General features: G+C 38.0%; 18 protein-coding genes. 16 read left to right on the top strand and 2 right to left on the bottom strand.

Annotated elements, in window-relative coordinates:
* The 16 genes from scpB (at position 1) to FA727_RS25440 (ending at position 16,632) form a co-directional block, all read left to right on the top strand.
* On the top strand, positions 1 to 588 hold the full coding sequence (gene scpB, locus FA727_RS09635; protein WP_136830676.1) for an SMC-Scp complex subunit ScpB: 588 nt from the start codon (positions 1 to 3) through the stop codon (positions 586 to 588).
* Positions 589 to 688: 100 nt separating this feature from the next.
* Complete coding sequence (locus FA727_RS09630; RefSeq protein WP_136830675.1) at positions 689 to 1,108, top strand: hypothetical protein; 420 nt, start codon at positions 689 to 691, stop codon at positions 1,106 to 1,108.
* A 287-nt stretch (positions 1,109 to 1,395) separates the two neighbouring features.
* Positions 1,396 to 1,884, top strand: coding sequence for a YpuI family protein (locus FA727_RS09625; protein WP_136830674.1), 489 nt, complete (start codon positions 1,396 to 1,398; stop codon positions 1,882 to 1,884).
* 710 nt (positions 1,885 to 2,594) lie between these two features.
* A complete protein-coding gene (locus FA727_RS09620) occupies positions 2,595 to 3,491 on the top strand; it encodes a superoxide dismutase (protein WP_136830673.1) in 897 nt (298 codons plus the stop codon).
* A gap of 158 nt (positions 3,492 to 3,649) precedes the next feature.
* Complete coding sequence (locus FA727_RS09615; RefSeq protein ID WP_136830672.1) at positions 3,650 to 4,804, top strand: D-alanyl-D-alanine carboxypeptidase family protein; 1,155 nt, start codon at positions 3,650 to 3,652, stop codon at positions 4,802 to 4,804.
* A complete protein-coding gene (locus FA727_RS09610) occupies positions 4,797 to 5,390 on the top strand; it encodes a nucleoside recognition domain-containing protein (RefSeq protein ID WP_136830671.1) in 594 nt (197 codons plus the stop codon). The genes FA727_RS09615 and FA727_RS09610 overlap by 8 nt, the downstream gene beginning before the upstream one ends.
* A 3-nt stretch (positions 5,391 to 5,393) precedes the next feature.
* A complete protein-coding gene (locus tag FA727_RS09605) occupies positions 5,394 to 5,927 on the top strand; it encodes a spore maturation protein (protein WP_136830670.1) in 534 nt (177 codons plus the stop codon).
* A gap of 139 nt (positions 5,928 to 6,066) precedes the next feature.
* Positions 6,067 to 6,798, top strand: coding sequence for a pseudouridine synthase (locus FA727_RS09600; RefSeq protein WP_136830669.1), 732 nt, complete (start codon positions 6,067 to 6,069; stop codon positions 6,796 to 6,798).
* Between the two features lie 148 nt (positions 6,799 to 6,946).
* A complete protein-coding gene (gene resA, locus FA727_RS09595) occupies positions 6,947 to 7,474 on the top strand; it encodes a thiol-disulfide oxidoreductase ResA (RefSeq protein ID WP_136830668.1) in 528 nt (175 codons plus the stop codon).
* A 20-nt stretch (positions 7,475 to 7,494) separates the two neighbouring features.
* The gene (resB, locus tag FA727_RS09590; protein WP_136830667.1) at positions 7,495 to 9,111 is read left to right on the top strand and encodes a cytochrome c biogenesis protein ResB; all 1,617 of its coding nucleotides are present in this window, start codon (positions 7,495 to 7,497) and stop codon (positions 9,109 to 9,111) included.
* 51 nt (positions 9,112 to 9,162) lie between these two features.
* Positions 9,163 to 10,350 (top strand): c-type cytochrome biogenesis protein CcsB, encoded by a 1,188-nt coding sequence (gene ccsB / locus FA727_RS09585; RefSeq protein ID WP_136830666.1) that lies wholly within the window; start codon positions 9,163 to 9,165, stop codon positions 10,348 to 10,350.
* A gap of 120 nt (positions 10,351 to 10,470) precedes the next feature.
* Entirely contained in the window at positions 10,471 to 11,187 is a 717-nt protein-coding gene (locus FA727_RS09580) for a response regulator transcription factor (protein ID WP_136830665.1), read from the top strand.
* On the top strand, positions 11,184 to 12,959 hold the full coding sequence (locus FA727_RS09575; protein ID WP_136830664.1) for an ATP-binding protein: 1,776 nt from the start codon (positions 11,184 to 11,186) through the stop codon (positions 12,957 to 12,959). Before FA727_RS09580 ends, FA727_RS09575 begins: the two co-directional genes overlap by 4 nt.
* Positions 12,960 to 13,496: 537 nt before the next feature.
* Complete coding sequence (sigX, locus tag FA727_RS09570) at positions 13,497 to 14,048, top strand: RNA polymerase sigma factor SigX (RefSeq protein ID WP_136830663.1); 552 nt, start codon at positions 13,497 to 13,499, stop codon at positions 14,046 to 14,048.
* On the top strand, positions 14,023 to 15,237 hold the full coding sequence (locus tag FA727_RS09565) for an RsiX family anti-sigma factor (protein WP_136830662.1): 1,215 nt from the start codon (positions 14,023 to 14,025) through the stop codon (positions 15,235 to 15,237). Before sigX ends, FA727_RS09565 begins: the two co-directional genes overlap by 26 nt.
* 336 nt (positions 15,238 to 15,573) lie before the next feature.
* A complete protein-coding gene (locus tag FA727_RS25440) occupies positions 15,574 to 16,632 on the top strand; it encodes a peptidoglycan DD-metalloendopeptidase family protein (protein ID WP_136830661.1) in 1,059 nt (352 codons plus the stop codon).
* Positions 16,633 to 16,669: 37 nt separating this feature from the next.
* Here FA727_RS25440 and serA read toward each other — a convergent pair whose 3' ends face one another.
* Entirely contained in the window at positions 16,670 to 18,244 is a 1,575-nt protein-coding gene (gene serA, locus FA727_RS09555; RefSeq protein ID WP_136830660.1) for a phosphoglycerate dehydrogenase, read from the bottom strand.
* 270 nt (positions 18,245 to 18,514) lie between these two features.
* A complete protein-coding gene (locus FA727_RS09550; RefSeq protein WP_136830659.1) occupies positions 18,515 to 19,447 on the bottom strand; it encodes a manganese-dependent inorganic pyrophosphatase in 933 nt (310 codons plus the stop codon).
* Between the last annotated feature and the right edge of the window lie 24 nt (positions 19,448 to 19,471).

The following is a 19,471-nucleotide window of genomic DNA, read 5'->3' as shown; positions in this document are numbered from 1 at the left end:
TTGGAAATTGTTAATTGGAAAGGAATTGTGGAAAGTCTATTGTTTGCAGCAGGTGATGAAGGCTTATCCATTAAACAGATTTCACAAGTTCTTGAAATCGAGGAGGCATATACGCAGGAAATTCTCCTTCAATTGACTGAGGACTATTCGAATGACCTCGATCGTGGGATTACGATTGTTCAGTTTGCGGGAAGTTACCAGCTCGCAACGAAAAAAGAGAACTCCGCCTACTTAAAAAAGCTTGTAGATTCTCCTACAACAACTACATTATCTCAGGCAGCACTTGAAACATTAGCGATTATTTCTTATAAGCAGCCAATAACAAGGGCTGAAATTGAGGAAATTAGAGGTGTCAAAACAGAACGACCAATTCATACATTAGCAGCAAAAGCTCTTATTAAAGAGGTAGGTCGAGCTGAAGGTACCGGAAGAGCCATTTTATACGGAACAACAAAGGAATTTCTTGATTATTTTGGCTTGAGAAGTCTAGATGAGCTTCCTCCTCTTCCAGAGAAGGTTGACGAAGACTATATTCAAGAAGAGGCTGATTTATTCTTTGAAAAGTTCCAAGAAACAATTGATTCTTGATTTTTCTGACACATTAAACTAAGAGTATGTTAGAATGAAAGTGAAAAATGAGGCAAAATTATTCAATCTTTCATTCTAATTAAACTAAAGGAATGGTCATATGTTTATCAAGAATTGTAGCGGGTATGAATTAGAGAAGGAAAAGCCAAATACATCTGAAGACTTTTTTAATCGAAGCGAAGTTACCTTTCAAGAGGATGGGATCGAGAAGACATTTCAGGTCTTATATTTACGTTATTTTGATGAGGTGATGGGAGAATTTACTCCATTTCAGCAAGCTCCTCTATTTCAGATTGGCGAACGTACGGTCTTTTTCAAAGATATTGTAGCCATTGTATGCCTTATTAAAAATCCAGGATTCCGCCACAGAAAGCGGGTCTATTTTAATTCACAAAACGAATTCGCATCCTTTTTTAAAGATCTCGATTATGAAAAAATCAAAACGATATTTGAAGGTTTAGAACAGCAAAATGGATATGAACTCCGTTCGCCTTTGGAGTTTATCCAGCAAACGCAATAATATTCTAATGCTTAATTATGGCTCTTTTCTCAAAGATTGTTGCATGTAGATAAAAATTGATTAAATGACTAGCGATATTGCCTCTTAAAAACAATAAAAGGTAGCGAAAAGTGCCGTACAAAAATGATATGTTGCACTGAACTGCGTAGGAGGTGTAAATGTCGGCTTTAGATTTTTTTCAAAGAAAAAAATTAGGACATTTACGAAAAAAACAACAAGTTTTTTTCGCTAGAAAATAAACAATCAATAAGAAAACAGCGTTAATTATATTCATAGGGGTGTATGAATTGGCTAATACCATGGTTAAATCACAAATTGAGGATGTTAAGAATTTCCTTGAAACGACAGTCCATACTTTTGAGGATTTTCTTAATGATACAACTTTGGCATCGATGCTTGCAGAAGAGCAAGGTGACGAGAGCTATTACAAGACCATTTTATCAAATGTTCGCAAGCTATTAGTCTACTGTGAAGAAGGGTTAGAAGCTTGTGCGATTATCCTTCAATCAGAATCATTCCCTAAAGGGGCAGCAGAGAAAACTCTTTATCGCATTTACCATCAATGTGTAGAGGAATTTTTTCAGCCAAAGAGCGATGCGTGGTTTGAAGATAGCCGTGCAGCTTATACAGGCAAAAATTCAATCAAGTTCCAAGAAACAGTACCATCTAGCGTAAAAGAACTGTTAAAAGGGCTTGAAGGTAGTTTCCAAAATATTCGTGAAGAGCTTGAGTATTATGAAACTGACTATCGAACAAAAATGATTCAATCGAAATAAAACGCGGAAGAGTCCTGCTAATTGCAGGGCTCTTTTTGTGCGTTTTGTTGCATTTGGACAAGGATTTAAGTGGTGTTCAGGATTGACTAAAGTCCTTCCTGCATGAAACATACGTGAAGCCAACTATTGCGAGAATCCAGTGAAAGCTGTCCGCATGAAAGGTTCATGAAGCCACTAAGGAGAGAAATTCATGGGATAGAGTCCGCATGAAAGGTTCATGAAGCCACTAAGGAGAGAAATCCATGGGATAGAGTCCGCATGAAAGGTTCATGAAGCCACTAAGGAGAGAAATCCATGGGATAGAGTCCGCATGAAAGGTTCATGAGGACACTATGTAGAGAAACCCATGGGATAGAGTCCGCATGAAAGGTTCATGAAGACACTATGTAGAGAAATCCATGGGATAGAGTCTGCATGAAAGGTTTATGAAGACACTAAGGAGAGAAATCCATGGAATAGAGTCCGCATGAAAGGTTATGAAGCCACTACGGAAAGAAATCCATGGGATAGAGTCCGCATGAAAGGTTCATGAAGCCAACTATTACGAGAATCCGATGAAAGCTGTCCGCATGACCGAACATGGAATTACCAAATAAACCACCTCGCTCTTTTTTTGCACACTCAAACATCCAATTCATACCATATGTTGAATGACTACTTTCTCAAGCATCCAAAAAGCAGAAAAATCGCAAATGGAATGAGGGTGAAAAATGGGCAAGTTTGAGGACTATGTTCAAGAGGTTATGGGTTGGAATCAAGAGTGGAAGAAGTTTCTCGAATCAGAACAGGTAGACAGAGATGATGATATTTGGAAAAAACTAGATGGACTGACAGAGGTCTTAGAAACGGTGGGGCAACCAGGGAATTTAAATGATCAACAGTTGTGGGGCCTCCAATCAAAGGTAGAAGAGCTTCATCATAATATGGAGGAATATTTTATTAAACGACAAGAAATTGGAACGATCTTTATGAGAGATCCTTTTGTAGAGGTTGGAAAGCATACATTGCCTCCATTGCCATATGCATACAATGCGCTGGAACCCGTTATTTCAGAAGAAATCATGAGGATCCACCATACAAAACATCATCAATCATATGTAGACGGGTTAAATAAGGCGGAGAAAAAATTAGAGGATGCTAGAAAATCCGGTGATTTCTCGCTCGTTAAACATTGGTCGAGGGAGCTTGCTTTTCATGGTTCGGGCCATTACCTTCACACGATCTTTTGGAATAATATGACCCCGAACGGAGGGGGGAAACCTTCTGGCAAGCTAATAAAAGAAATAGAGAAATACTTTGGTAGTTTTGAAGCCTTTAAAAAGCAATTTACGGAGGCAGCGAAAGCTGTAGAAGGCGTTGGCTGGGCCATTTTAGTTTGGTCTCCGCGATCACGTCGTTTAGAAATTCTTCAATCAGAACGCCATATGATCTTAACGCAATGGGATACGATCCCGCTTTTAGTGTTAGACGTCTGGGAGCATGCGTATTATTTGCAATATAAAAATGAGCGTGCGCAATATGTAGATAAATGGTGGAATATTGTTAATTGGAATGATGTGGAACAAAGATTCCTAAAGGCAAAACAATTAACTTGGAAGCCATATTAGTTACTAATAAAGGAAAGTGAGTCAGAGGAATTCTTCTAAACTCACTTTCCTATTTTCGTTGAAATAGCTTCTAGTTTTGAGAAAAGAACCTTGTTTTTGTCATATCATACCTTGTCCCGCATAAACTTGTACAAACAAAACAGGGCGAGGTAATCAGAATGAAAAAACAGTGGAAGCTAATTATTTTTTACATAAGCCTTACTCTTCTTATAACGAATCTTCCACAGAAGGCAAAAGCTTCTGTTTCGGTTTCAGTGAGTGCTCGAAATGCTATCTTAATGGAACAGGGTTCGGGAAGAGTTTTATTCGAAAAAGGTGCCCATGAAAAGAGGAAGATTGCTAGTATTACAAAAATTATGACTGCGATATTAGCTATTGAATCAGGCAAGCTTGACGAAATGGTCACTGTCAGTGATCGGGCGGAAGGAACAGAGGGTTCATCTTTGTATTTAAAACAGGGTGAGAAGATTAAACTAGAGGACTTAGTCTATGGGCTTATGCTTAGATCTGGAAACGATGCAGCTGTAGCTATTGCAGAGCACGTAGGGGGAAGCTTAGAGGGCTTTGTTTTCTTAATGAATCAAAAAGCAGAAGAAATTGGAATGACGAACAGTCATTTTGCGAATCCACACGGGCTGGATGATTCGGATGAGCATTACTCAACAGCTTATGACATGGCACTCTTAACCAGGTATGCAATGGCAAATGATACATACAAAAAAATAGCCGTCACGAAAGAGCATCATGCTCCGAATCCAACTGAAAATTGGGAAAGAGAGTGGAAAAATAAAAACAAGCTTCTAACAAGGCTTTATAAATATAGTACTGGTGGGAAAACGGGTTACACGAAGCTTGCGAAAAGAACACTCGTAAGTACAGCTACAAAAGGGGATATGGATTTAATCGCCGTCACTCTAAATGCTTCAGATGATTGGAATGACCACATTGCGATGTTTGAGTCGGCTTTTAAAAATTACGATATCGCTCAAATTATAAAGCCTGGGAATATCAACAAAATAGAAAACGATTTTTATAAACAAAAGATCTATATTAAAAATGAATATACGTATCCTGTAACTGAAGACGAAAAGGATAAATTCCAAATTGACATTCAACTTGTCAATCCAAAGGAAGAATGGGAAGACAGTAGAAATGCACCAGATGTTGTTGGTAAAGCTATTGTTCGTTTTGAAGATCAACCAATTAAAGAGATTCCGATTTATTATCGACATGAGGAAGAAGAAGATCCCCCGTGGTTTGAGCAAATTAAAGACTTGTTTGCTGCATTAACTGGTGTGAAGACAAATGGTTAATTTAATCTGGGTTTTTATGTTTGTGATCGGAATTGTCTTTGCCATTTTCAATGGCACAATTGGAGCGGTCAACGAAGCTATTTTTACAGGTGCGAAGGAAGCTGTGACTCTATGTATTGGTTTAATCAGTATTCTTGTTTTTTGGCTTGGGATGATGAAAATTGCAGAGGATGCAGGCATGCTGAAAATTTTGGCAAAATTATTTGAGCCGATTGTAAAAAAGTTATTTCCTGAAATCCCAAACGAGCATCCAGCTATGGGGTATGTGCTTTCAAATATGATCGCAAATATGTTTGGGCTCGGAAACGCGGCGACCCCGTTGGGGATTAAAGCGATGGAGGAAATGAAAAAATTGAACAATGGCTCCAATGAGGCGAGTCGTTCTATGATCACGTTTCTGGCCATTAATACGTCCAGCCTTACATTAATACCGACAACGGTGATTGCCATCCGGATGAATTATAATTCGGCTAATCCGACCGATATTGTAGGAACGACTTTACTTGCCACGATGTGCTCGACAATTGGAGCAATCATTATTGACCGTTATTTTCATTATCGAAGAAGTCGAAAAAAGGATGAATGATAAATGGGTATCGTTTCCGTAATATCTATGTGGTTTATACCGGTTTTAATTGGATTAATATTAATATATGGCACGTTCAAGAAAGTTCCAACATACGAAAGCTTTACAGAAGGAGGAAAGGAAGGCATTAAAATTGCCGTGTCCATTATTCCTTTTCTTGTAGGAATGTTAGTTGCCATATCTGTTTTTCGAGCATCGGGAGCCCTTGATTTTTTGATGGGATTCATCCGACCTGTTCTTGAAGCAATTGGCGTACCAGCGGAAATCGCACCTCTAGCTTTTATTCGACCGATTTCAGGTACAGCCGCCCTTGGTTTAACAAGTGATCTAATGGCTACACATGGACCTGATTCCTTTATTGGTCGACTAGCGGCAACAATTCAAGGTAGTACAGATACGACCTTCTATGTATTAACGGTTTATTTTGGAGCAGTAGGAATCAAAAAAATGGGTGATGCCTTAAAAGTCGGCCTCTTAGCAGATTTGGTAGGAATCTCCGCGGCGATTATTGTAGTGACGTTAGTTTTTGGAAAATAGATGAACTGAGAAGATATCCTTAATGCGATATCTTTTTCTTTTGCTTTAAATGCAGGTCAACACTTTGAAAATGACATGACTTATGTCATAATTCAGTAGGAAAGTATTATACTGACAAGAATTTACTGAGGTGACATACATGGAAAGATTGCAAAAAGTGATTGCTCATGCCGGCTTCGCTTCCCGAAGAAAGGCAGAACAGCTCATTATAGATGGACAGGTAAAAGTAAACGGCAAAGTAGTCAAAGAACTAGGGTTAAAGGTTTCACCAACAGATAGAGTAGAAGTAAATGGAATCCCTGTTGAAAAAGAGGAACCAATTTATTTTCTATTTTATAAGCCCCGCGGTGTTATCTCTAGTGTAATGGATGATAAGGGTCGGAAGGTTGTAACGGATTTCTTACCTGAATTAAAGCAACGAGTGTACCCTGTTGGACGCTTGGATTATGATACGTCAGGCTTGATCTTACTAACAAACGACGGGGAATTTGCGAACATTTTAATGCATCCGAAAAATGAGATTCAAAAGGTATACGTAGCAAAAATAAAAGGAATTCCTTCAAGGGAAAAAATGAGAAGTCTAGAACGCGGCGTTCAATTAGAGGATGGAAAAACTGCGCCTGCTAGAGTGAAGGTTATTAGTATTGATAAGAAGAAGCAAACAGCGATTGTTGAATTAGCCATACATGAAGGAAGAAATCGACAAGTTCGTAGAATGTTTGAAGCAATTGGACATCCGGTCATGAAGTTGAAGAGGGAAAGCTATGGTTTTCTAACGTTAAAAGGGCTCAGTGTAGGGGATATGCGAGAATTGACGCCTCATGAAGTGAAGCAACTTCGTGCTTTAGCGACCACGAAACCGAATAAATAGAGAATTTGTGAATCAATTCACGAAATTAAGAAAAATTCATAGAAGTGTCACACATAGTAATAAAGATAACAATGTGTACATGTTGAAAAATGATATAATGGTGGTAACTTACGTTTATTTTTAGGCAAATCGGAGGGAGTTTTTACATATGAAAAAGCAGCGGTTAATCATTCGAACCGTGATCTTGCTAGTATTGGGAGCTGCTGTGATTTATACGTTGTATGCCAATTTTACAAAGGATGATAATCCGGAAATTGAAGTAGGCAAAAAAGCACCTGATTTTGTTCTTACTGACCTGAATGGTGAAAAATACCGCCTCTCAGATTTTGAAGGGAAGGGTGTACTCTTAAATTTCTGGGCAACATGGTGTCCACCATGTGAGCGGGAAATGCCATACTTGGAACAGCAGTATCAGAAATATAATGACGAAGGTATTCAAGTATTAACAATAAATGTTGGAGAAGCTACTGTCACTATAAGAGAGTTTATTGAGCGACATAATTTAACTTTCCCAGTGCTCAATGATAAAAATCAGGAAGTATTAACTGCTTATGGAGTTGAACCTCTTCCGATTACATTTTTAATAGATAAAGACGGAATCATCAAGAAGATTCATAAGGGAGAAATCATTAACGAAGCTGTAATTGCAGATATGGCAAAAGAGATAAAACCATAAGGGTACGAGGAGTTTTTAAAATGAAGGAAGTAAAATGTGAATGCGGACATGTGAACCCTCACGGAACTGTACTTTGTGAGTCTTGTGGTATTACATTAATAGAAGAGAAAGCACAAGGAAAGCTCCATGATATGCGTTATGAGGGAAGTGCCCGCCGTTCGCAAACTTATAATAAAACAATTATAGATAAAATTTGGAACTTTTTCTCTTCTGTAAAGGTTGGAGTTTGGCTGATTGTAGTTACTTTAATTGCATCTGCACTTGGAACTATTTTGCCACAGGAAATGTATATTCCAACGATTATGACTCCAGCTGAATATTATGAGGATCAATATGGCTGGTTCGGAAAACTTTATTACCAACTTGGGTTTCACAATTTGTACAGCTCGTGGTGGTATCTTGTCTTTATCGCTTCAATTGGTGTGTCACTTGTCATTTGTAGTATTGATAGAGTAGTACCACTCTATCGCGCTTTGAAGACACAAAGAGTGACTAGACATGATAGCTTTCTTAAACGTCAACGTTTATTTGGGATTACTCACGCTGAAAATATTGATGAAACCTTTGAAAAGGTAAAGGGAAATTTAAGGGCAAAGCGCTATTCGATTAGGGAAGAAGATGGAAATATCCTTGCGGAAAAAGGAAGATTTTCTCGCTGGGGTCCATACGTCAATCATTGTGGTCTAATCATTTTCTTAATCGGTGGAATGCTTCGCTTTGTTCCTGGAATGTACATAGATGACATAGTATGGATTCGTGAAGGTGAAACGAAGCTTATACCAGAAACAGATGGTCAATACTACCTTGAAAATAAAGGGTTTACTTTAGAAGTGTATGACAAAGACAAAGATAACCAAGCTTTTAGTGAAGCGATTGAAAATGCAGGAATGGTCGCGAAAAATTATCAATCTGACGTCATTCTTTACAAAAAGATTGGTGATAGTGTTGCTGGTGAAGAGGCTAAGTTAGAAAAGGTTAAGGAATATGACATTCGAGTTAATGAACCTCTAAAGTTTGAAGGATTTGCCTTATATCAAACAGAATATAAATTAGACGAGTTATCTTCAATGTCTTTTAATCTTGTTAATAAGAGTGAAAATGAGCCACTTGGCAACCTGAAGATTGACTTAAATGAACCGGAAACGAAATACGATTTAGGAAATGGCTATTCGGTTGAAATTATGAGTTATTTTCCTGATTTTGAATTTAATGATGATGGAGAGCCTAGGACAAAATCAAGGGTCCCAAATAACCCAGCCTTTGTCTTTAAAATGTTAACTCCGGATAAACCGGATGGGGAAATCAGCTTTGTGGCGATTCAACAAACAGTGGAACCTTTTGGGGATAATGAATACCAAATGAAATTTGCTGGGATTGAAACGAAAGATGTATCTGGATTAACGGTCCGTAAAGACCTAACGCTATGGCTCTTTGCTGTGGGTGGCTTTATCTTTATGGTTGGAGTTGCACAAGGTGCGTATTGGAATCATCGTAGAATCTGGATTAGAAGAAAAGATAATGAAATTTGGGTGTCAGGTCATACGAACAAAAACTGGCATGGTTTGAAGAGAGAAATAGGAATGATATTAGACGGTTCTGGAATCCATGAACCAGAGGATCAATTGCAGGATGAGTAAAGTAACACGATAACAAAATCTGTCACTTTCTCACAGTTAGGAGGAAATAGGTTGGCTAATTTGAGTTCGAACCTTTTATTAGTAGCATTTATTCTATACTTAGTTGCCATACCGTTTTTTGGCGGAGCCATTAGACAAAAGAAAGGTCTACAGAAAGAGAAGTCATTCGAAAAGTGGGCGAAAATTGGAATAACAATTACGATACTCGGTTTTCTTTCACAGCTTGGTTTCTTCATAACAAGATGGATTGTAGGGGGACATGCGCCTCTTAGTAACATGTTTGAGTACACTGCATTCTTCGGAATGTGTTTAGTTTTGGCGTTTATTTTGATTTATTTTCTCTATAAAACTTCTGTACTTGGTTTGTTTGTATTGCCAATTGCACTTCTTGTTATTGCCTATGCAAGTATGTTTCCTAGAGAAATATCGCCATTAATACCTGCATTGCAAAGCTATTGGTTGCAAATACACGTTTCTACTGTTGCTTTAGGTGAAGCAATTTTAGCAGTTAGCTTTGGTTCAGGACTTATTTATTTAGTAAAAGCGATTGATCAATCAAAACGAAGCAAGAGTACAACTTGGTTAGAAGTTATTATGTATTCCTTTGTTGCAATTATCGGTTTTGTCGTGATTACTTCAGGGTTTGCAATTTCAGATTATAAGGCAACATATAACTATATCGATAAAAATGATGCGGCAGCCACAATGGAATATTCAATGCCTGCATTATTCGGTCCGCATGAGTGGGAGATCGTTAATAAAGGGGACTTCGAGCCGTTACTAGAAGTACCTGCTATTATTAATGCGAAGAAATTGAATACTGTTATTTGGTCACTTGGAGCAGGTCTTATACTCTATATTTTAATAAGACTTATCATTCGAAAACGAATTGGAGCGCTTCTTCAGCCGCTAACAAAGAATATTAATCTAGATTTAGTCGATGAAATCAGTTACCGCTCCGTATTAATTGGTTTCCCAGTTTTTACATTAGGTGGACTTGTTTTTGCTATGATTTGGGCGCAAATAGCTTGGACTCGCTTCTGGGGTTGGGATCCGAAAGAAGTATGGGCACTTATCACATGGTTGTTCTATGCGGCGTTCCTACATTTACGCTTAGCAAAGGGCTGGCATGGTGAAAAATCAGCTTGGTTGGCCGTACTAGGTTTTGCAATTATCATGTTTAACTTAATCGCTGTAAACTTGGTGTTAGCTGGATTGCATTCCTACGCTGGTTCTTAATCGATATTTGCCGGTTTGAAATGACTTTAAAATATGCCTTCACTTTTGTGAAGGCTTTTTTGGAAAAATTCAAGGGATAAACTACTACAAAGCAATAATCAATCTTAGGGGGATTGTTATATGGAAAAGGAAGTAAGAATTTTAGTTGTTGACGATGAGGAAAGAATTAGACGTTTATTAAAAATGTATTTAGAAAGAGAAGAATACACGATTGATGAGGCAGAAGATGGGAACGAAGCTTTAGCTAAAGCACTCGCATATGATTATGATGTTATTCTTCTTGATTTAATGATGCCAGGTAAAGACGGGATCGAAGTATGTCGTGAACTAAGAGAAAAGAAAGCAACTCCCGTTATTATGCTGACAGCAAAAGGGGAAGAAGTAAACCGCGTCCAAGGCTTTGAAGTTGGTACGGATGACTATATTGTAAAGCCGTTTAGTCCAAGGGAAGTGGTTCTCCGTGTAAAAGCGATGCTAAGAAGATCATCAAATACTTCTTACTTCCAAACGGAAACTACAGCTAAGGATGTTATTGTCTTTCAGCATTTAACTATCGATAATGATGCTCATCGCGTGTTAGCTGATGGGAAAGAAGTTAGCTTAACACCGAAAGAATATGAACTCCTGTATTTCTTAGCAAAAGCTCCGGATAAAGTGTTTGACCGGGAACAACTTTTAAAAGAGGTTTGGCATTATGAATTTTTTGGAGATTTGAGAACAGTCGATACTCATGTTAAACGTCTTCGCGAAAAGCTTAATAAGGTTTCTGAAGATGCAGCGCGCATGATTGTAACAGTATGGGGAGTTGGCTATAAGTTTGAGGTTATCAATGAATGATGTTCTGGCGTAGTGTTGTTGGAAAACTTTGGTTTACCATTCTATTCCTCGTTTCGTTTGTATTATTCATTTTAACAGTGATGTTACTGGAGTACTTTGAAAACGATCGAATAAATGAAGCCGAAAATAATCTAGAAAAAACAGCGACGCGAATTTCTCATTTTCTTGAGGAACAGGAAGAGAGTGTTGGCCTGCAAATAGCTTGGGAACTCCTTGATGATGCTACAGAAGCGATGATCATATATGATCAAAACGAGTATTTTGTTTCACCAACAATGGAAGAATCCTTTGATTTGTCAGTCGATTACTTTATGAATGACCCTGAATTAAACAAGGTGTTTACGGAAGAGAAATCAACAATGAAAATCGCTAGCTTCCCGGTAGAGAATTATGATGAAGATTCTCGATTATTGATTATAGGTGTTCCGATCCATCTTGAGGATAACAAAAACGGTGCTGTGTTTATTATGCAGTCATTACAAGTACTGAAACAAACTTCTGAAGATACGAAAAAGTTCATTCTCTTGGCTGCAGGAGTGGCTATTATACTTACGACTATTTTCGCCTTCTTCTTAGCAACCAGAATCAATGCTCCTTTACGAAAGATGAAGGAAGCAGCTACTGAAATTGCACGTGGAAAGTTTGATACAAAGGTGCCGATTTTAACCCACGATGAGATTGGTGAATTAGCTACTGCATTTAATCAAATGGGTAGACAGTTAAAGTTTAACTTAAATGCTCTAAGTCAGGAAAAAGAACAGCTTTCAAGTATTTTAAGTAGTATGGTTGATGGAGTAATCACTTTTAATCGAGATGGTACAATTCTCATCACCAATCCACCTGCCGAACGATTTTTACAAGATTGGTATTTTGAGCAGGATGGGGGAGCGAAAAGTACGGAAGAAGTGCCTACCAAGGTCATGGAGTTGTTCCAGCTCGCTGTAAACACAGAGCAGGAACAAGTTGGAGAGATTCAAGTCCAAGGCCGATTTTGGGTGATTATTGTCAGTCCTCTTTATAATAACAAGTTTATTCGAGGAGCAGTTGCTGTAGTCAGAGATATGACGGAGGAGCGTCAATTGGACAAGCTCCGTCAGGACTTCATCGCAAATGTTTCTCATGAATTGAGAACGCCTATTTCTATGCTTCAAGGGTATAGTGAAGCAATTGTTGATGGAATTGCAGCAACTGAAGATGAGAAGATCGAAATGGCTAGAGTGATCTATGATGAATCATTAAGAATGGGTCGACTCGTAAATGAGTTATTGGATCTTGCTCGTATGGAAGCTGGTCATATTCAGTTAACGATTGGAGAAATAGAAGTTAAGCCATATCTTGAGCGAATTGTTCGTAAATTCCAAGGTCTAGCAAAAGAAAAAGAAATCCACCTTCAGGGAAACTATGATCATTTAGAATCGTATTTTTATTTTGATGGGGATCGAATTGAACAAGTATTGACGAACTTAATTGATAACGCGATGAGATATACCGAGGATCACGGTACAATTAATGTTACGGCCAATACGGATGAAAAAGGGCTTCATATAGAAGTGTTTAATACGGGGACAGGAATTCCAGAAGAAGATCTGCCGTTTGTATTTGAACGCTTTTATAAAATTGACAAGGCAAGAACGAGAGGAAGCTCTGGAACAGGTCTTGGACTTGCCATTGCTAAAAATATTATCGAGGGACATAAAGGGTATATTACGGTCCAAAGTAAAGCAGGACATGGAACGACATTTTACTTCCTTATTCCTCGAAATATCCAATAACAACAAGAAATCTGCCGACTTATCTTGATTCACAAGGAACATCGAAAAGCGCAGGTGGCTCGCCCAGACCCGACAAGCGCTGGAAGGGCAGGGGATGAAGTCTGAACTTTGACTTCAGTCACTGACCTGAAGCGACTCGAGGGGCTAGCCACCGGAGCTAGACAGAGCGAAAAGCGCAGGTGGCTCGCCCAGACCCGACAAGCGCTGGAAGGGCAGGGGATGAAGTCTGAACTTTGACTTCAGTCACTGACCTGAAGCGACTCGAGGGGCTAGCCACCGGAGCTAGACAAAACGAAAAGCGGAGAGCGCTCGTTCATCGGCGACAAGCTCTAGAAAAGTATTTTCCACAGACAAACAAGTGTGAATAAGCACATGTGATTTTTTCTAAAAAGGATGGAGTTTTTCAAAACTTCTTCCTTTTTTTTATAAAAAATACTATAGTTATTATGTGCGTCAATGTAAAAATATAGAAAAATGTGAAAATGTAACTTTTTAAATACAAAATACGACTAATTGGTTGAACGGGGAGGGAAACCAATGGACTCCGTTTTTGATGAACTCTATGAGAAATATCATCACGACGTCTTTCAATTCATCTTTTATATGGTGAAAAATAGAGAACAAGCAGAAGATCTTGTTCAAGAGGTATATATAAGAGTATTAAAATCATACGAGCGCTTCGAGGGGAAAAGTAGTGAAAAAACGTGGCTATTCTCCATTGCTAGAAATGTAGCCATTGACCATTTCCGAAAACAAAAAGGTTGGAAACAAAAAATAGCCGAAAAGTTTGATTGGACTACTGGTCAGGTGAAGGATGAGAGTCCTATTCCCGAAGAGATTGCTTTACAAAAAGAAGAAGTGGGTAAGATATATCAATGTCTAGACCGTTGTACGGTTGACCAAAGAATGGTTATTGTCATGCGGTATATTCAAGAATTGACTATTGCTGAAACAGCTGAGGCTCTAGGGTGGACCGAAAGCAAAGTGAAAACGACTCAGCATCGTGCATTAAAAGTGCTAAAAAAGGAAATGGAAGAAAGAATGGCAAAGGAGGAGACAGCTAGTGAAAAGATCAGAGTGGAACGATAAGCAACTAGAAGAATTATTAAGCAACATGCCGAAAATACAAGACCACCGCGATCCACGTGATATATATCAAAATATCACGATCAAAATGAGTAAAAAGAAACAACGTAGCTGGGTGGTACCATCTGTTGCGACTGCTGCAGCCATTCTCCTCTTTGTTATTCTTGTTCCGAACGTGATGAATTGGAATGAATCTACGTCTAATTCAATGGAAGAAAGAAGTACCGCATCTGACTCAGCCGAACAGCCTGAAATGGCGAAAATGACTGAGAATAGTGAAGACTCAGCAGGCGGAAAAGAAGAGGCGAAAATTTTTACAGACAAAAAAAATGATGAGAATATGCAAATGACTTCCATCGAAGAGGAAGAAACATACACAGCTTTGTATAAGGAAGACCTAACTGACGGGAATGTATTCACATATGCTATTCCTGATACGCAAGGACAAAATATTGTTCCGATTAGTATAGTTGTTCCTAAAGAGGATGGCAAAGAGTTATTTGAGCAGTATAAAGAAATAATGACAAGCTTAAAAGAAGAAGAGTGGGGACTCAGTGAATTTTATCCACTAAAAGCAGAACTAAGTATAAGTAATGAAAGTGTCTTAAATGTTAGTGTACCTACTGATCATCCGTATATGTATGGAGTTCCTGGTCAAGAAGCTTTTACGGAAACGCTAAGAGAGTTAGCGAAAACTTTAGGATTGAATGAGGTTGACCTATTCACAGAAGAGAAAAAAGGGATTGAATTTGAACTTTATGGAAACTTACCAACTTTAGACCTTTCAAATGACAGCAATCATGCCTATTATTTTCATTATCCAGAGAAGAAACCAAAGCAACTTTATTTAGTTCCATATAGTCAACCATATAAGTCGATTGAAGAAGCTTTTAACGCTATGAAGGAAAATATCTCATTAGGATTGAGTGCTTCCATTCCACAAGATATTAATATAGAAGAAATCAAATCTGCAGGCGAAGATATTCTTAATTTAAAGTTCGATGACGATTCGAAAATAGCTAATGAGCCTTCATTTATTCATACAATCGAAGCGATTCTATTAACGGCAAAAGACTTTGATTTTGAAAAAGTAATCATTCAATATAATAAACTAGATAAAATTGGAAAATTCAATATGAACGAAGAAATAGAGGTTCCTGTGGCTCCTAACAAAATGGAAATATTAAATTAAGATCAGCATTATTGCTGGTCTTTTTCATTTATTAAATTTTGATTTCAATTAGATGTCAAAAGATGTTGAAAAAAGGTTAGGTATAACAGCCCCAAAAAGTAGCTCAAAAGCACGATTTACTTGAAAAAGAGTAACTTTTTGTATAAAAAATCAAATGTAATCCAAATAATAACAAATGTGTCTTTAAAAGACATAAAAAAACAAAGAAACCCTGATAAGACAAGAAATGATAAAGGTTTTGACAGGTTTTTCATTTTACTCCGCCTAATTCGTGGTTCTAACAAAGTACAGGCTGTCATATCGTGTAACAGAAAGCTCAAATTAAGGAGGATTCTTATGAGAGACTTTATAAAACGTTTATTGATTGCGGGTATAATGGCATTGTTTATTAGCCTACTTTTTATAGGAGTAAAATATCCACAAGCTGCTTCGAATGATTTGCAAGCAGCAGCTGACCACTGGATGTGGCCGGCAGACGGTGTAATCACGGATACGTTTGGAACGCGAGGCGGAAAGCATTACGGTATTGATATAGCCGCAGGACTTGGAACACCTATTTATGCAGTTGACGAAGGCGTCGTGACAAGATCGTATCATTCTAGTTCATACGGTAATGTAGTTTTTGTAAAACACCCCAATCGTTTTGAGACTGTATACGCACACTTAAATACAAGGAATGTAAAAGAAGGGCAAACCCTGAAACAGGGAGATATCATAGGTGAGATGGGGAGCACTGGAAGATCAACAGGTGTTCATCTACATTTTGAAGTACATAAAAATGAATGGACTGTAGGCAAGGAAAATGCACTTAACCCTGTAGTTGTCCTAGGGAATGTCGGCAAAGGGGCACGTGTCACAGCAATGAAAGAAGTAACAGATAAAGCTCAGGTTGCGGGTGTTATGGATAATGGTCAGGTAGCAGGTGTTACGGAGACGGTTAAAGAATCAAAAGTAGCAACTGTAGAAACTGAAGTAGAAAAAACTGTAACCGTAGACACGCTTGTAAAATACTTACCTAATAGCGATTACTTACTAGTAATGGGTGAAAGTGAAAAAACGATTATGACTCTGCAAACCGATAATGATTCAGAGACTGAAGATATAACGTATAAGGTAGAAAAAGGCGATACTTTATGGGACATTGCAGAAGAATTTGAAACGTCAGTTGGGCTGATCATGGTTTCAAATCAGTTAGAGGATGACCTCATCATGCCAGACCAAGAATTAGTCATAAAACCTTTATCTACGGATAATTATATTGTTCATGATGGTGATTCTTTATCTACCATAGCGAAACATTTAAATACTACGGTTCAAGATTTGATGGAATTAAATGATCTAAAGTCAGATATTATCCAGCCTCAACAGGTGTTAATCATTAATGTGAATCAATAGAAAAATCGGAGGAATATTTCCTCCGACCCTGTAGGCTTTATAAATGAATTCGATTCAACAACACAATATCATCAAGTTTTTGCAGAAGATCCAGTGATGCATCGTCAAGTGATTTGTCAAAAGAAAGCACCATGATTGCCTCTCCACCAGCACGTTTACGTCCAACCTGCATCGTAGCAATATTGATTGATTGGTCACCTAAAATTTTTCCGACACGACCAATTACACCTGGGCGATCCATGTGTTGAACATAGAGGAGATTGCCTTCAGGAAGAAAATCGATATTGAATCCGTTCATAAAGACGATTCGTGGACCGTAATGATCGATATAAGTCCCTCTAATTGTAAATTGTCTATCTTCAACTTTTGCTGTTACGGTAATGCTGTTTGCATATCCAAAGGCATTGGTAGAAATTTTTTCACCAACTGTAATGGCCCGTTCCTTAGCAGTTAAAAGAGCATTAACTTCATTGACATGGACATCGATCCGGTTTTTGAAAAAGCCTGATAATAATGCCTTAGTTAAGTAAGATGTTTCAAGTTCAGTAACACTTCCTGCGTAATTGATGGAAAGTTCATGAACTCCTTCTTTTACGCATTGTGATAAAATCGCGCCAATTTGTTTAGATAAGTTATGAAATGGACGGATCTTTTCATAAATATCTGTAGAAATCGCTGGGAGATTAATAGAATTAGATACAGGCTTATCCTCGAAATAAGTTCTGACCTCTTTTGCTACTTGTGTTGCCACATTTAATTGAGCTTCTTTTGTAGAAGCTCCTAAGTGTGGAGTTACAATGACGTTATCATATTTAAAAAGAGGATGTTCACCTGGTGGTTCTACTTCAAAAACATCTATCGCTGCGCCACCGATATGACCATTGCCGATGTACGTTGCTAATGCTTGTTCATCAAGTATACCTCCACGCGCACAATTTAAGAAAAAGACACCTTTTTTCGTTTTCTTTATTGCTTCTGCATTTATTAATCCTTTTGTTTCTGCGGTTAAAGGAGTATGAACTGTAATGATATCTGCTTGTTCCAGTATTTGATCGAGGGTACAGCTTTGGACGTTCAGATTCTTTGCTCTTTCCTTTGTGAGAAATGGATCAAATACAAGAACATTCATCCCAAAAACCTTCGCACGTTTGGCAATTTCAGAACCAATTCTTCCTAATCCTACTATTCCTAATGCCTTTCCGTACAACTCTTGACCTACAAATGAATTTCTTTTCCATTCTAAATTTTTTACAGAACCGTGTGCTTGGGGGATGTTTCTCATAAGCGCTGCCATCATGGCAAAAGTATGTTCTGCTGTTGAGATTGTATTTCCGTCTGGAGCGTTTACAACAACGATGCCTCGCTTAGTTGCCGCAGCAACGTCTATATTATCAACGCCAACGCCAGCTCTTGCGATGATTTTGAGTTGAGGCATTTTTTCTAGGAGCTCTTCTGTCACAGTAGTGGCACTTCTGACGAGAATGGCATCAATTTTTTCTAAAGCAACGTCTGGGTCGGTTACTTTTTTCTCAATAAGAACTGCATCTGGGTATTCTAAAAGAGGTTGGAGGCCTTCCGCGTTTATCGCATCGGCTACTAGAACTCGATACATTTGAACATCTCCCAATTAAGAAGTAATTTTCTGATTATTGTACAAAAGGAATATTCTTCTGTCAATTATCTTTACACAAAAATATTCAAAGATTCACTAAAATAACGAACATTTTTTAAATTTTCATTTAAAATATACGATAAATTACTAAATATTAAATTGAATATACCATTGAAACGTTCGCTTTTTAGGGAAGTGGACGTACCAATTTCAATCCTGCAAATAAAATAAAAAAACGTAGGCCATTTTGACCTACGTTTTACGTGCTGTTTATCTATTGTTGAAAATGTTTGTTAATACAGGAACGATTTGTTTCTTACGTGATACAACACCTTTTAGAAGGGCAGTGTTATTTTCAAGCTTTACGTTATAAGCTTCTTCAACAGCGTCTGTTGCACGTCCAAGAGCAAGGGCAGTAGAGTCACTGTTTAAAATATCTGTTACAACAAATACGAATAAATCGAGGTTTTTCTCATCAATTACTTTTTGCAGAGCTCCCTCTAATTCACCTTGTCTAGAAAGAACGTCTTGAATGTCAACAGCGTTTACTTGAGCTACTTCAACTTTGCTGTTCCCCATTTGGAATTCTTTTGCGTCAAGTGAGATAAGTTGTTCGATTGACTTATCACGTAAATCAGCTCCAGCTTTAAGCATTTCTAGTCCATAGCTATCTGCATCCACACCAGCGATTTCTGCAAGCTCACGAGCTGCTTCAACGTCTTCATTTGTGCATGTTGGAGATTTAAATAGTAAAGAGTCAGAAATAATAGCAGAAAGCATTAATCCAGCAATATTCTTTTCAATCTCAATCCCATTTTCCTTATAAATCTTCTTTAGAATAGTTGCCGTACAACCAACTGGTTCAGCACGATAATATAAAGGGTCGCTTGTTTCAAAGTTCGCGATGCGGTGATGGTCGATTACCTCTAATACCTTCACTTGGTCAATATCGTCAGCACTTTGTTGACGTTCGTTATGGTCTACTAAAATAACTTCTTTCGCTTCAGCAGCAACTGCTTGAACTAAGCGGGGAGCTTCGGCATTAAATGTTTTTAAAGCATATTCTGTTTCTCCGTTTAAATCACCTAAACGAATTGGCTCAGCATTCCAACCAAGCTTATTCTTAAGGTCTGCATAGGCAATCGCAGAACAAATTGTGTCTGTGTCAGGATTTTTATGTCCGAATACAAGTACTTTTTCCATTTTCTCACCTTCTAAAAATAATTG

This window comes from Robertmurraya kyonggiensis (genome assembly GCF_005116465.1).
Taxonomy (GTDB): Bacteria; Bacillota; Bacilli; order Bacillales; family Cytobacillaceae; genus Robertmurraya; species Robertmurraya kyonggiensis.
This window is presented reverse-complemented; position numbering and strand designations above follow the sequence as displayed.